The 13,836-nt window shown below is 51.4% G+C and carries 12 protein-coding genes and 1 other annotated feature; of the genes, 4 read left to right on the forward strand and 8 right to left on the reverse strand.

Annotated elements, in window-relative coordinates:
• Positions 1-232 precede the first annotated feature (232 nt).
• Positions 233-832 carry an acetate uptake transporter gene (satP, locus tag HGO41_RS13010; RefSeq protein ID WP_250981092.1) on the forward strand — a complete coding sequence of 200 codons (600 nt, stop codon included), beginning with the start codon at positions 233-235 and terminating at the stop codon, positions 830-832.
• A gap of 60 nt (positions 833-892) precedes the next feature.
• Here satP and HGO41_RS13015 read toward each other — a convergent pair whose 3' ends face one another.
• From HGO41_RS13015 to tal, 3 genes are all read right to left on the reverse strand, one after another.
• Positions 893-2,215: an MFS transporter gene (locus tag HGO41_RS13015; protein WP_166860811.1), complete on the reverse strand. Its 1,323-nt coding sequence runs from the start codon at positions 2,213-2,215 to the stop codon at positions 893-895.
• Positions 2,216-2,357: 142 nt separating this feature from the next.
• Positions 2,358-2,945: a molybdopterin adenylyltransferase gene (gene mog, locus HGO41_RS13020; RefSeq protein WP_013577071.1), complete on the reverse strand. Its 588-nt coding sequence runs from the start codon at positions 2,943-2,945 to the stop codon at positions 2,358-2,360.
• A gap of 126 nt (positions 2,946-3,071) precedes the next feature.
• Positions 3,072-4,025 (reverse strand): transaldolase, encoded by a 954-nt coding sequence (gene tal / locus HGO41_RS13025; RefSeq protein WP_013577072.1) that lies wholly within the window; start codon positions 4,023-4,025, stop codon positions 3,072-3,074.
• Positions 4,026-4,300: 275 nt separating this feature from the next.
• Here tal and HGO41_RS13030 point away from each other — a divergent pair, with 275 nt between their 5' ends.
• Positions 4,301-5,728 carry an alanine/glycine:cation symporter family protein gene (locus HGO41_RS13030; RefSeq protein WP_013577073.1) on the forward strand — a complete coding sequence of 476 codons (1,428 nt, stop codon included), beginning with the start codon at positions 4,301-4,303 and terminating at the stop codon, positions 5,726-5,728.
• A gap of 111 nt (positions 5,729-5,839) precedes the next feature.
• Positions 5,840-6,613, forward strand: coding sequence for a peroxide stress protein YaaA (gene yaaA / locus HGO41_RS13035; RefSeq protein ID WP_112197254.1), 774 nt, complete (start codon positions 5,840-5,842; stop codon positions 6,611-6,613).
• Positions 6,614-6,680: 67 nt separating this feature from the next.
• On the opposite strand, the gene thrC is transcribed toward yaaA, so the two are convergent.
• From thrC to HGO41_RS13060, 5 genes are all read right to left on the reverse strand, one after another.
• Positions 6,681-7,970: a threonine synthase gene (gene thrC / locus HGO41_RS13040; protein WP_013577075.1), complete on the reverse strand. Its 1,290-nt coding sequence runs from the start codon at positions 7,968-7,970 to the stop codon at positions 6,681-6,683.
• 24 nt (positions 7,971-7,994) lie between these two features.
• Entirely contained in the window at positions 7,995-8,924 is a 930-nt protein-coding gene (gene thrB, locus HGO41_RS13045) for a homoserine kinase (protein ID WP_037033471.1), read from the reverse strand.
• Position 8,925: 1 nt separating this feature from the next.
• Complete coding sequence (gene thrA / locus HGO41_RS13050) at positions 8,926-11,385, reverse strand: bifunctional aspartate kinase/homoserine dehydrogenase I (protein WP_013577077.1); 2,460 nt, start codon at positions 11,383-11,385, stop codon at positions 8,926-8,928.
• Positions 11,386-11,419: 34 nt separating this feature from the next.
• Positions 11,420-11,536: a sequence feature (Thr leader region), on the reverse strand.
• Positions 11,475-11,543 (reverse strand): thr operon leader peptide, encoded by a 69-nt coding sequence (gene thrL, locus HGO41_RS13055; RefSeq protein ID WP_071823645.1) that lies wholly within the window; start codon positions 11,541-11,543, stop codon positions 11,475-11,477. It overlaps the preceding feature by 62 nt.
• 216 nt (positions 11,544-11,759) lie before the next feature.
• Positions 11,760-12,446 (reverse strand): tRNA/rRNA methyltransferase, encoded by a 687-nt coding sequence (locus HGO41_RS13060; RefSeq protein ID WP_013577078.1) that lies wholly within the window; start codon positions 12,444-12,446, stop codon positions 11,760-11,762.
• Between the two features lie 666 nt (positions 12,447-13,112).
• Between HGO41_RS13060 and arcA the strand changes: the two genes are divergently transcribed.
• Positions 13,113-13,829 carry a two-component system response regulator ArcA gene (gene arcA, locus HGO41_RS13070; protein WP_013577079.1) on the forward strand — a complete coding sequence of 239 codons (717 nt, stop codon included), beginning with the start codon at positions 13,113-13,115 and terminating at the stop codon, positions 13,827-13,829.
• Positions 13,830-13,836: the final 7 nt, after the last annotated feature.

Here is a 13,836-nt window from a genome sequence, read left to right on the forward strand (position 1 = left end):
GGATTTCCCGACGGTAACAACTGCGGTTGGGAATAAGATGGGGCCATGCAGCTCAGCATCAAGGGGCAAAGTGAAAAAAAATCTTCAATTGCTGTTACGCCAGATCAATGTTTGCTGACGCAACCCTCCTTATGATGCCGCGCGCTTCTAAAGATATGTGGGTTTTTTACTCATTTCCCAAGCGTTTCTTCCCCCGATTATCAATTAATAATAATTCCGATACAGAGGATCTATGCACAGCAAAACGTTGGCAAATCCAGGCCCGCTCGGGTTGATGGGATTTGGTATGACCACTATCTTATTGAATTTACACAATGCAGGCTTTTTTCCCCTGACAGCAGTGATTGTCAGTATGGGGATTTTTTATGGTGGTTTGATTCAGATTCTTGCCGGGATGATGGAATTTAAAAAAGGGAATACGTTCGGCACGACCGCATTCACTTCTTATGGCGCATTCTGGTTAAGCCTGGTTGGCATCCTGATGCTGCCGCGCATGGGCATGGCTGAAGCCAGCAGCGAAAGCTTCCTTGGCGCTTACCTCGGCATCTGGGGCGTGTTCACCTTATTCATGTTCTTTGGCACCCTGAAAGCAAACCGTGGTTTACAGATCGTTTTCGGCAGTCTGGTTATTCTGTTCGCGCTGTTGTGCTTCGGTAATATGACCGGAAACACGGCGGTACTGCATTTTGCCGGTTTCGAAGGGATCTTCTGTGGCGCCAGCGCGATTTATCTGGCGATGGCCGAAGTGCTGAACGAGCAATATGGCCGTACCGTTTTGCCGGTCGGTGAGCCGAAAAACCACGCTCCCCAGGTTGACGCGATTGTGGCATAAGCCCCCTCAGCCAGACGCAAAAAGCCCTGCGATGCAGGGTTTTTTTATGCATAAAAGAAATCACTGGCCGGAAGTTGCGCCTTCGGCAAATTTCTCTGTACGGATCGTTTCGCTGTTCAAATCGCGGCTAAGGTAAATACCGGTCAGCAAGCCAATCACCGACAAGGCCAGCACATAATAAGCCGGAGCCATCGGCGTCAGACGCATAATCAGCGTGACGAAGACCGGAGTCAGGCCGCCGAAAATCGCGTAGGCCATGTTGTATGAGAAAGAGATGCCGGTAAAACGCACTTCCGCCGGGAAGGCCCGCACTATCACATAAGGTACTGCGCCGACCACACCTACGCTCAACCCCGCCAGCGCATACATGCCCATCAGCACCGAGGCATCAGCCGCGACCATGTGATAGAAAGACCAGCTGCAAATCCCGAGGAAGAGACTGCCGAAAATAAAGGTTTTGCTGGCACCGAGGCGATCAACAATGCTTCCCGAGATAATGCATCCAAACATCAGCGCTACTGTAGCCAGACAGTTGGCTTGTAATGCGGCTGCCGCCGGAATGCCGAATTGCTTCTGCAACCAGGTTGGCGTCATCAGGATCACCACCACGATACCGGCGGATAACAGCCAGGTCATCAGCATCGATACCACGATTTCTTTTTTATGATTGGCCACGACAGATTTCAACGGCAATTCTTCCGCCAGCGCCTTATGCGCTTTCATTTCCATAAAGACAGGCGTTTCCTGTAACCATCGGCGCAGATACATCGCGATCAGACCAAAAATGCCGCCGATGAAAAACGGAATACGCCAGCCGTACTGACTGATGGTCGCTGGCGTCAAGCTGGTGTTCAGTAAAGTTGCCACCAGAGAACCCAGCAGAATCCCCAACGTTAAACCGGCGGTGAGGGTGCCGCAGGCGAAACCAATGCGGTTACGTGGCACATGTTCAGCGACAAACACCCACGCGCCCGGCACTTCGCCGCCGATCGCCGCGCCCTGTAACAGACGCATCAGCAGCAGCAACAGCGGTGCTGCCATGCCAATCGAGGCGTAGGTTGGCAACAGCCCCATTGCCAGTGTCGGTAAAGCCATTAATAAAATACTCAGGCTGAACATGCGCTTACGGCCAACCAAATCACCGAAGTGCGCCATGATGATACCGCCCAACGGGCGCGCCAGATAACCGGCAGCGAAAATACCAAAAGTCTGAACCTGACGCAGCCAGTCGGGCATATTGGCCGGGAAGAAGAGATCGCCAATTACCGCAGCGAAAAAGACGAAAATGATGAAATCGTAGAATTCGAGGGCGCCACCCAGTGCCGCCAGGGAAAGCGTTTTGAAGTCCTGCCGGTTCAACCGGCGCGATTGTGTGTGTTGCATAGGATACCGTCAGACACCAGAGTAAAAAATGGAAAAAGGTTTTGCCACCTTATGTAAAGTAATCCTTACTATAGCGGCAAATATTTTTCACACCAGTGGTGTCTGACGCTTAACGTCGCTAAATTTCAAAAAGGAACTGTATTCAGTTTTTTATCTCGCGGCGGGCACTTTTCGGACGGAAAGCTGCTACCACCTCATCATGCGTCTCAACGTAAGGTCCGTCGAGCAACTGGATGCAATAGGGCACACTGGCAAAAATGCCGGAAACAATCACTTTACCGTCGGCATCTTTCAGTCCTTCCAGCGTTTCCTGAATAGATTTCGGCTGGCCAGGTAAATTCAGGATTAAAGCCTGTTTGCGGATCACCCCAACCTGACGTGACAAAATTGCCGTCGGTACAAAGTGCAGGCTGATCTGACGCATCTGTTCGCCGAAACCGGGCATTTCACGATCGGCAACAGCCAGCGTGGCATCCGGTGTGACATCCCGGCGCGCAGGCCCGGTTCCCCCGGTGGTTAACACCAGATGGCAGCCGCTTTCATCAACCAGTTCACTGATAGCCTGTTCAATCAAAGGCTGCTCGTCCGGGATCAGCTTTTTCTCCAGCTTAAAAGGCGTAATAAGCGCTTTTTCCAGCCATTCTTCCAGTGCCGGAATACCTTTGTCCTGATAAACACCGCTTGAGGCGCGGTCCGACACTGATACCAGACCAATCCGTAATGTATCCATGCTATTTCTCCACAGCATTTTTCTTCGTAGTCACAGCACTCAGTATATCGGTAACCGGCCGGTGGTTTTATCGCAGGCACAAAAAAAGCGGCTGATTAGCCGCTTTATGCTGGAACTGAATGCTGATTACAGCAGGTCAGAAATCATTTTTTCCAGTTTACCCTGGTCGATTGCAAACTTACGGATGCCGTCAGCCAGTTTATCGATCGCCATTGGATCCTGGTTGTGCTCCCAGTAGAACTGAGATTCAGTCAGTGGCGCAGGACGTGGCTTGGTTTCGCCGGAGAAGGACAGTTTACGTTCCAGCGGGCCTTCGCTTTCTGCCAGTTCTTTCAGCAGTGCAGGGGCGATGGTCAGACGGTCACAGCCAGCCAGTTCGATGATTTCACCGATGTTACGGAAGCTTGCGCCCATCACGACAGTTTCGTAGCCGTGTTGTTTGTAGTATTCGTAGATTTCGGTTACGGACACAACGCCCGGATCTTCATGCGGTGCAAACTCTTTTTTGTCACCATTGGCTTTGTACCAGTCAAGGATACGACCAACGAACGGAGAAATCAGGAACACGCCCGCTTCAGCACAAGCACGCGCCTGAGCGAAGGAGAACAGAAGGGTCAGGTTACAGTTGATGCCTTCTTTTTCCAGTTTCTCTGCAGCGCGGATGCCCTGCCAGGTAGAAGCCAGTTTGATCAGGATACGGTCGTTGGTGATGCCCGCATCGTTATACAGTTTGATCAGGCGTTTGGCTTTGGCCACGCTCGCGTCAGTGTCGTAAGACAGACGGGCATCAACTTCTGTTGAAATGCGGCCCGGAACCAGTTTCAGAATTTCCAGACCGATGTTTACTGCCAGTTTGTCAGCGGCATCAGTAATCTGCTGGTCGTGATCGCTGCTCTGGTCACGTGCCCAGGCGATTGCTTCGTCGATCAGTTTACGGTATTCAGGAATTTGCGCAGCGCTGAGGATCAGTGACGGGTTCGTGGTCGCATCCTGCGGCTGGTACAACTTCATTGCCGCGATATCTCCGGTGTCAGCAACAACCTGAGTCATTTGGCGTAGGGAAGTCAGTTTATCGGTCATTTTGGCATATCTCATCGTTTGGACGTTTTCGTATAGGCATTTTCATGCCTTGCCTTTGGCTGATGATAACATGCAAAAAGCCAGGCGCAAGGCGCATATCACGGCATGCTCGGCTACGAACATCTATGGATTTCTCACCTTCCAAAACACACAAAATTAGCCAAAATGCACATGTTACCCGTTCGATAAAACAGGTATGTTAGCCACCCAAAGTGGTCATTGCCCGCAAGCAAACAAATAAAAATGATGAAGGGCAAATCAACCAAGGACAATTTATGAACGACCTGCTGGATTTTTTCGATACTATTCTCTGGAGTTCAATCCTGATTTACCTGCTATGCGGCACCGGCATTTACCTTACGTTCCGTCTTGGTTTCATTCAGTTTCGTCACTTTGGCCACCTTTTCTCCCCCACTCTTTATAAGCGAAAACACATCACACGAGGTATTTCCCCGTGGCGGACGCTGTGTCTCAGCCTTGCATCGCGTATTGGTACCGGTAATCTCACCGGTGTCGCCATCGCCATTACGCTCGGCGGCCCTGGCGCTATTTTCTGGATGTGGATTATTGCAGTTTTCAACATGGCGACGGCAATGATAGAAAACACGCTGGCGCAGATTTACAAAGGCAATGTAGCCCATGAAAAATTTCGCGGCGGGCCGGCTGATTACATGGAAAAAGGGCTTGGAATGCGCTGGATGGGTATCTTGTTTTCCTTGCTGATGGTGATTTCCTGCGGCTTTATTTTCAGCGCCTTACAGGCCAATTCCATTGCTCAGGCTTCTTTCCATCTTCTGCATGTACCGGCGCTGTCCACCGCCTGCATTTTATCCGTGCTGGTCGCGATACTGATTTTTGGCGGTATACGCGCAATCACCTGGCTTTCGAAATGGCTTGTACCGCTGATGGCCTTCGCCTACTTGTTGCTGGCCATCTGGGTTATTGGTCATCACATTGAAAAGTTGCCACAGGTGCTGGCGCTGGTATTCAAAAGCGCCTTCGGCTTACAGCAGGCCGCTTCCGGCGCACTGGCGTATGGCGTGACACAGGCCATTACGCAGGGCATGCAACGCGGCGCCTTTGCCAGCGAAGCCGGTGTCGGCTCTTCACCCAATGCAGCGGCGATGGCGGGCGTAAGCCACCCGGCCATGGTGGGGTTCAGTCAGATGTTTGCCGTCTTCATCGATACCATGGTGATTTGTACCGCAACCGCGCTGATCATCCTGACGTCAGGAGCCCTTGATCAACCTGACGCCCCGGTTGGCATCCGGCTGATACAGCAATCGATTATGCCGGTAACCGCAGGCTGGAGCCATGTGGTTCTGGCCATTCTGGTCTTCTCTTTTGCGTTCACGTCGATTGCCGGAAACTATGCCTATGCCGAAAACAATCTGAATTTCTTTCACGGTTCTTCGCCCGTTAAATTACTGATTTTCCGGTTGATGGTCATCAGCATGGTGTTCTGCGGATGCCTGATGGAATTACAAGTCCTGTGGAAACTGGCCGATATCGTCATGGCGCTGATGGCAATACTCAATCTCACCGCACTGTTGCTGCTTTCGGGCATCGCGGTCAGCGTGGTGAAAGATTATGAACGCCAGCGACGGATGGGGAAAACGCCGGTGTTTAATCCTGATCACTACCCTGAATTACGCGGTCAGCTCCAGCCCGGCGTCTGGGATAAAAAAATGCCTCCGCGCTGATTTCCTGCGCTTTTACCTATCGATATCATGCCTCCATCGCAGTGACTTTTTTGCTACAGTAAGGCAACAAAAATCCTGAATGTGAACCGTCACTGACCAACGGACGAGACTATGCTGACCATTATTTCACCTGCTAAAACGCTCGATTACGAAAGCCCGCTTGCGACAACGCGCTATACCCAACCGGAGCTGCTGGATAAATCCAGCCAGCTGATCACCGTGGCGCGTAAAATGTCTCCTGCGCAGATTTCTTCACTGATGGGGATCAGCGACAAACTGGCCCATCTGAACGCCGAACGTTTTAATGACTGGCAGCCAGATTTCACGCCGGATAACGCCCGTCAGGCCTTGCTGGCCTTTAAAGGCGATGTGTATACCGGTCTGCAGGCAGAAGATTTCAGTGAGAAGGATTTTGATTTTGCACAGAAACATCTGCGGATGTTGTCAGGTTTATACGGCCTGCTGCGTCCGCTGGATCTGATGATGCCTTACCGTCTGGAAATGGGTATCCGTCTGGAAAATCCCCAGGGCGCGAATCTGTATGCCTTCTGGGGAGATTTGCTGACCGAAAAACTCAACCAACTGCTCAGTGAACAAAAAAGCAAAGTGCTGGTGAATCTGGCGTCTGATGAATACTTCAAAGCGGTGAAACCCAAACTGCTGGATGGCGAAATCATCAAGCCGGTATTCCTCGACGAGAAGAACGGCAAATACAAAGTCATCAGCTTCTACGCCAAAAAAGCGCGTGGCCTGATGAGCCGCTTTATTATTAAAGAGCGTCTGGATAAGCCGAAACAGCTTCAGGATTTCAATCTGGAAGGTTATGAATTTGATGAATCACGTTCGCAGGGCAATGAACTGGTGTTTACCCGTCCTGAGCGCTGATTGACCTGATCTGCGGATACAAAAAAGCCCTCACGAAGAGGGCTTTTGCCTGTCTGAAACACAATCTTTATTCAGGCAGCGCCATCAGGAATGCACGCATCTCGCTGAAATCAGCCGGAAGATTATGCGACAACAATGGCAGGTCAGCGCGATCCGCCAGTTCTTTCGGTAAACCGATGTCCTGATCCAGAATCGCTTCCACGCTTTCCTTGAATTTTGCCGGATGTGCAGTACCGATGAACAGGCCGAACTCGCCCGGTTGCAGCTGGTCACGCAGTACACGGTAAGCAATTGCCGCGTGAGGTTCAGAGATATAACCGATATTGGCCAGCTCGCGCATCGCGTCTTCGGTGGTGTCATCGCTGACCGCACCGAAGCCCAGATCTTTCAGCTGCCAGGTTTTACGACGATACAACTCTTCCACACGCGGCCAGTTGTTTGGCTGGCTGACATCCATAGCGTTCGACAGAGTGGCAACGGTTTTCTTCGGTTCCCACTCGCCGTTAGACAGGAAACGCGGCACCGTATCATTGGCGTTGGTCGCCGCAATAAAGCGTTTCACCGGCAGGCCGAGGGATTTCGCCAGCAGACCGGCTGTCAGATCACCGAAGTTACCGCTTGGTACGGAAACCACCAGCTGATTGCGCGCTTCCTGAGGCAGTTGGGCAACCGCTTCAAAGTAGTAGCAAATCTGCGCCAGCAGTCGGCTGATATTGATGGAGTTAGCTGAGTTCAGTTTCAGCGCGTGTTTCAGTTCTTCATCATCAAACGCCTGTTTCACCAGCGCCTGACAGGCATCAAAGTCGCCGTCGATAGCGACGGTATGAATATTTCCGCCAAGCGTACAGAACAGTTTTTCCTGCAACGGGCTGATTTTGCCGCGCGGATACAGAATCACCACACGAACATTTTTCAGACCGTGGAACGCATGTGCCACTGCCGCACCGGTATCACCGGAGGTCGCGGTCAGAATAGTCACCGGCTGATCGCCAGATACCTGAGTCAGGATCTGCGCCATGAAGCGGCCACCGAAATCTTTAAAGGCCAGGGTCGGGCCGTGGAACAGTTCCAGACAGGCAATGTCGTCTTCTACTTTGGCAACGGGTGCCGGGAAGGCAAACGCATTTTTTACACGCTGATATAATTCTTCTTCCGGAATTTCATCGCCGATGAAAGCAGAAAGAATTCGGCTGCTGCGGGTGACGAAATCCAGTTCCAGCAAGCGATCAATTTCGGTCAGTTCAAACTCAGGCAATTCCAGCGGGAAGAATAATCCCTGCTGTTTTCCAAGACCTTGTTTGACGGCCTGAGCAAAGCTGACCTGCTCGTTGTGATCCTTCAGGTTGTACAGTTTCATTAGTTATCCCAATAAATTATCGAGTTATCCCAATACCCGCGCGCCCGCGGTATCAAGACGACAAATATGAACAAAGCCTTCGTCATTTTGCAGATAATGCGTCTGCAACCAGTCAGCCATACGTTTCGCTGTCGCACTGTCGTTGCACACCGCGAACAACGTCGGGCCGGAACCGGAAATCCCGCAAGCCAGCGCACCAATTTCTTCTGCGGCGCTGCGGGCTTCGGCAAAGCCCGGCAGCAGACGGGTGCGGTAAGGTTCAGCAATCACATCTTTCATCAGTTTTGCGGCCAGCGCAGGTTGCTGAGTGTGGCAGGCATGAATAAAGCCCGCCAGATAACGTCCGTGGCTGATGCAATCCTGACGGCGATACTGCGCAGGTAAAATGGCACGCGCCTCGGCCGTCGAGACTTTAATCCCCGGATACGCCATCACCCACAGCCAGTCATCAAAGCCTGGCACGTCCTGGCTGATGATATCGAGTTCTTCCAGCATCAGCTGAATGCCGCCTAAATAGCATGGCGCCACATTATCGAAATGTACGCTACCGGAAATCCGCCCTTCCAGCTCGCCCATCAGCAACAGCATCTGGTTTTCATTCAGCGGCTTACCGCAAAACTCATTCATCGCCATCAGACCGGCGACCACCGAACAGGCGCTGGAGCCCAGACCTGAGCCGATCGGCATGTTTTTTTCCAGCGTCATCGCCACCGGCACTTCTTTGCCGATTTCCTGACAGAAACGCTGCCAGCACTGATAAACGATATTGTCTTCCATGCGATCCGGCAGTTTAGACACAAACTTGCCTTCGTTTTTCAGACTGAACACTGTGGCCGCCTCAACGGAAACACAGTCGCCCAGCAGCGTGCCATCCACCGGAGACACGGCCGCGCCCAGAACATCGAAGCCTACGCTGACGTTCCCGATTGAAGCCGGGGCATACACCTTAACCATATTAAACTCCTAACTTCCATGACAGCGTTCTCAAAAGATCGGCAAACACACCTGCCGCCGTCACATCATTACCGGCACCGTAGCCACGCAGAACCAACGGCAACGGCTGATAATAGCGGCTGTAAAACGCCAGCGCATTCTCCCCATTTTTTACTTTATAAAGCGGGTCATTACCATCGACGGCATCGATTTTTACTTTGCATTGTCCGTCTTCGATAGCACCGACATAACGCAATACTTTACCTGCGGCGGTGGCATCCGCAACACGCCTGGCAAATTCGGCATCCAGTTCCGGCAGACGCGCCACAAATTCATTCACAGTGCCTTCGCTATTGAAGGACGGCGGCAGAACGGATTCCACGTCAATATCCGTCAGCTCCAGTTTGTAACCGGCTTCACGCGCCAGGATCAGCAATTTACGGGCAACGTCCATACCGGACAGATCATCACGCGGATCCGGTTCGGTATAGCCCATCTCTTTCGCCTGCAATGTTGCAGCAGATAACGACATGCCTTCATCCAGCTTACCGAAGATGAAGGACAGCGAGCCGGAGAGGATGCCGGAGAAACGCATCAGCTCATCACCGGCATTCAGCAGGTTTTGCAGGTTTTCGATGACCGGTAAACCCGCGCCGACGTTGGTGTCATAGAGGAATTTACGGCGTGAACCATCCGCCGCTTTACGCAACTGATGGTAGTAATTCATGGAAGAAGTATTGGCCTTTTTGTTCGGCGTTACGACGTGGAAACCGTCGGCAAGGAAATCGGCGTATTGATCAGCCACTTCCTGACTGGAAGTACAGTCAACAATCACCGGATTCAGCAGGTGGTATTCTTTCACCAGACGGATCAGACGTCCCAGATTCAGCGGCTCTTTCGCGGCACCCAGTTCATCACGCCAGGTTTCCAGCGCAATGCCGTGAACGTTAGTCAGCAATGCGCGGGAGTTGGCGATGCCGCAAACGCGCAGATCAATATGTTTGGTTTTCAGCCACGCTTGTTGACGGCGGATCTGTTCAATCAACGCCCCGCCCACGCCGCCTACGCCGATCAGGAAGACTTCGATAACCTGATCAGTGTTGAACAGCATCTGGTGGCTTACGCGCACACCGGTGGTCGCATCGTCGTTATTGACGACCACCGAGATAGAACGTTCAGACGACCCCTGCGCAATCGCCACGATATTGATATTGGCGCGCGCCAGTGCCGAGAAGAATTTCGCCGAGATACCGCGCAGGGTACGCATGCCGTCGCCGACGACAGAAATAACCGCCAGCTTCTCCATCACATCCAGCGGCTCAAGCAGACCGTCTTTCAGCTCCAGATAGAACTCGTCTTCCAGCGCTTTACGGGCGCGTTCCAGTTCGCTTTGCGGCACACAGAAACTGATGCTGTATTCAGAAGAAGACTGGGTGATCAGCACCACCGAAATGCCTGAACGGGACATCACCGCAAACACGCGCGCCGCCATGCCGATCATCCCTTTCATACCCGGACCGGAAACGTTGATCATCGCCATGTTGTTCAGATTAGTGATGCCTTTCACCGGCGTATTATCGCCGAGGCTTTCGCTGCCAATCAGCGTGCCTGGCGCCTGCGGGTTGGTGGTGTTTTTGATCAGGCAAGGGATCTGGAACTGGGCAATCGGCAGGATGGTACGCGGATGAAGCACTTTCGCACCAAAGTACGACAGCTCCATCGCTTCCTGATATGACATGGATTTCAGTAAGCGGGCGTCCGGCACGATGCGCGGATCGCAAGTATACACACCGTCGACGTCAGTCCAGATCTCACAACAGTCGGCACGTAAACAGGCAGCCAGCACGGCGGCTGAATAATCGGAACCATTACGTCCGAGCACCACCAGTTCGCCCTGCTCGTTACCGGCAGTGAAACCGGCCATCAGCACGATGTGATCGGCTGGAATAGCGCTGGCGGCGATACGCCGGGTGGATTCGTTGATGTCCACAGTCGATTCAAGGTAATGCCCCTGCGCGAGCAGTTTTTCGACCGGGTTAATGACGGTGACGCCAAAACCTTTGGCCAGGAACACCGCTTCCATAATAGCGATAGAGAGCTTTTCACCACGACAGATGATGGAGGCATTTACACTGTCCGGGCATTGTCCCAGCAGGGCAATACCGTGCATCAGTTGTTTAAGCTGAGCGAATTCGTGATCGACAAACGCTTTCACTTTCGGCAAATCAAAACCCGGTTGCGCGGCCGCCAGGCCGGTTATCAGCTGACCAAAAATGTTTTCCGCATCACTCATGATGGTCTGAATGTCCTGCCCTGCGACAGTTCGTTCAATCATAGCAACCAGATAGTTGGTGATTTTGGCAGGCGCGGATAATACCGTCGCGACCTGTCCCTGACGTGCATTGCTTTCCATAATGTCCGCAACCCGCAAGAAGCGTTCTGCGTTTGCTACCGAGGTCCCGCCAAATTTCAACACTCGCATTTCTGGTTCTCTCCTGAAGCTCTCGTTTAAATGTAAAAAAAAAGCCCGCACTGGTTAGGTGCGGGCTTTTTTTCTTTTTCCTGTACGCGTCAGCCCGCCCCGTTACCTGTGGTATCGGTGGTGGTAATAATTGTTGTGTTCAGGCTGATGATTCGCATTTTTATTTTCTGTCTGTCTTTAGGTTTGTACTCTGTCTGCCTCTATTAGCTAAAGCATAAGGCACAATAAGTCAATTTTTTTCTATTTTCGGCAGGTTAATCACGGACAGAATGAAATGGATAATTATCTGCCTTTAAAAGCATTTCCAGTACGATCGATAACTCTGCTATCACCGCACCGGATATCGAACTGTAGCGGTAAGGATTCCCCTCACATCATTGGGTCAGTTTTTTTTCGATGTCATGTAGCAAAGTATGCAGCATTGCCGCATCGCGCTGCTGCAAAAGACCGAGACGCTGATGCAGCCAGTCGGACAATTTCTGGTCATCTTCTGCCCCGACATTTTCCAGTAATCGCCCGACCCGTGCACGCAATGCCGACAACTGTCCCGCTTCGGCATTTTCAGGTTTCACTGAGGTCACCTGATTGAGAGACGATAACTGATAACAGAATACCATCACGGCCTGCCCCAGATTCAGCGACGGGTAATCCGCCACCATCGGAACGCCGGTCAGCACATCAGCCAGTTCCAGCTCTTCATTGGTCAGCCCGGAATCCTCACGGCCAAATACCAGCGCAGCGTGATTCACCCACTGGCTTTTCTCTTCAAGCTGCACCTGCAACTCCTGAGGCGTGCAGTAATAGTGAAATTTAGCCCGGCTGCGGGCCGTCGTCGCGACAGTAAAATCAATATCAGCCAGAGCTTCTGCCAGTGTGCTGAAATGCAGAGCATTTTGCAGGATGTCCTGCGAACCATGTGCCACCCAACCGGCTTCCGGCTTGAGATGTGCCTCGCTGTCCACAATACGCAAGGAAGCAAAGCCCATGGTTTTCATTGCGCGGGCTGCCGCACCGACATTTTCCGGGCGAGCCGGTGACACTAAAATAATATGAAGTTGCATATGACGCCTTTGCAGGAAGGAAAAAGAATTTGCCGCCTGTATTTCAGCGATGAAATTTTATCCTGTTTCAGACCTATTCATCGTTTATATTCTTCACAAGAACTTAACAGTCGACTTGATATATTCCTTTATTTTATCGGAAAAGCTTAACCGGGAGGTAAAAAAGCTGCTGGCAGGGTTAAGCACGTTCCCTTAAAAAATTAGTCATTATTTTTCATATGGATATATAATAATGATACATACAGATTTTGCATTTATCTTGGGTTTCCTGAGGATTAGCTGAATCGTGTACAATAAAGGCCGAAATGTGACTCAAACGTGCATTCTTGTAAGTGTTTTTCACTGTTCTGTTACCGTGCTACAATTGAACTTGATATATGTCAACAAACCGTAATTTTGTTGGGTGGTAATTTCGACACTCGCTGTTATATTGCTGTTAATAGGGTTAGGATATGCGCCGCTTTAGGACCCCGTGGAACTGCAGAAAGTGGAATCCCTGACCGAGCTTGCGATGTTGTTGCCGTTGATGGAAATTGCATCGAGAACGCATTTACGTACTTTAGTCATGTAACGAGTGAGATGGCCAATAAGGCATCGAAATTCATTGGGATATCAAGGACTTCTGTACTCCTATTTTCTATTTGTTGGCAATCTTAGGTAGCAATCATGCAGACCCCTCACATTCTGATCGTCGAAGACGAGTTAGTGACACGTAATACGTTAAAGAGCATTTTTGAAGCAGAAGGCTACATGGTGCATGAAGCCAATGATGGCGCTGAAATGCACCACATTCTGTCCGAAAATGATATCAATCTGGTTATCATGGACATCAACCTGCCAGGCAAAAATGGCCTGCTGCTGGCACGCGAACTGCGTGAACAAGCCAGCGTTGCTTTGATGTTCCTGACCGGCCGCGACAACGAAGTTGATAAAATTTTGGGTCTGGAAATCGGCGCTGATGACTATATCACCAAGCCATTCAACCCGCGCGAACTGACCATCCGCGCACGCAATCTGCTGTCCCGCACGATGAACCTGGGTACTACCGGTGAAGAACGTCGTCTGGTTGAAAGCTACAAATTCAATGGCTGGGAACTCGATATCAACAGCCGTTCGCTGATAAGCCCGCAGGGCGAACAGTATAAGTTACCGCGCAGTGAATTCCGCGCCATGCTGCATTTTTGTGAAAACCCGGGCAAAATCCAAACCCGTGGCGATTTGCTGAAGAAAATGACCGGCCGTGAGCTGAAACCTCATGACCGTACTGTTGACGTGACTATCCGTCGCATCCGTAAGCATTTCGAAGCGACTCCGGATACGCCGGAAATCATCGCCACTATCCATGGTGAAGGTTACCGTTTCTGCGGTGATCTGGAAGACTGATACAGAA

The sequence above is a fragment of the Rahnella sp. CG8 genome, from assembly GCF_023701875.1.
Classification (GTDB): domain Bacteria; phylum Pseudomonadota; class Gammaproteobacteria; order Enterobacterales; family Enterobacteriaceae; genus Rahnella; species Rahnella aceris.

Excerpts from the sequence above, each read along its gene's own strand:
- satP (WP_250981092.1), top strand. The coding sequence starts at position 233 with ATGCACAGCAAAACGTTGGCAAATCCAGGCCCGCTCGGGTTGATGGGA.
- thrC (WP_013577075.1), bottom strand. The coding sequence starts at position 7,970 with ATGAAACTGTACAACCTGAAGGATCACAACGAGCAGGTCAGCTTTGCT.
- HGO41_RS13060 (WP_013577078.1), bottom strand. The coding sequence starts at position 12,446 with ATGCAACTTCATATTATTTTAGTGTCACCGGCTCGCCCGGAAAATGTC.
- HGO41_RS13015 (WP_166860811.1), bottom strand. The coding sequence starts at position 2,215 with ATGCAACACACACAATCGCGCCGGTTGAACCGGCAGGACTTCAAAACG.
- thrA (WP_013577077.1), bottom strand. The coding sequence starts at position 11,385 with ATGCGAGTGTTGAAATTTGGCGGGACCTCGGTAGCAAACGCAGAACGC.
- arcA (WP_013577079.1), top strand. The coding sequence starts at position 13,113 with ATGCAGACCCCTCACATTCTGATCGTCGAAGACGAGTTAGTGACACGT.
- tal (WP_013577072.1), bottom strand. The coding sequence starts at position 4,025 with ATGACCGATAAACTGACTTCCCTACGCCAAATGACTCAGGTTGTTGCT.
- thrB (WP_037033471.1), bottom strand. The coding sequence starts at position 8,924 with ATGGTTAAGGTGTATGCCCCGGCTTCAATCGGGAACGTCAGCGTAGGC.
- yaaA (WP_112197254.1), top strand. The coding sequence starts at position 5,840 with ATGCTGACCATTATTTCACCTGCTAAAACGCTCGATTACGAAAGCCCG.
- HGO41_RS13030 (WP_013577073.1), top strand. The coding sequence starts at position 4,301 with ATGAACGACCTGCTGGATTTTTTCGATACTATTCTCTGGAGTTCAATC.
- mog (WP_013577071.1), bottom strand. The coding sequence starts at position 2,945 with ATGGATACATTACGGATTGGTCTGGTATCAGTGTCGGACCGCGCCTCA.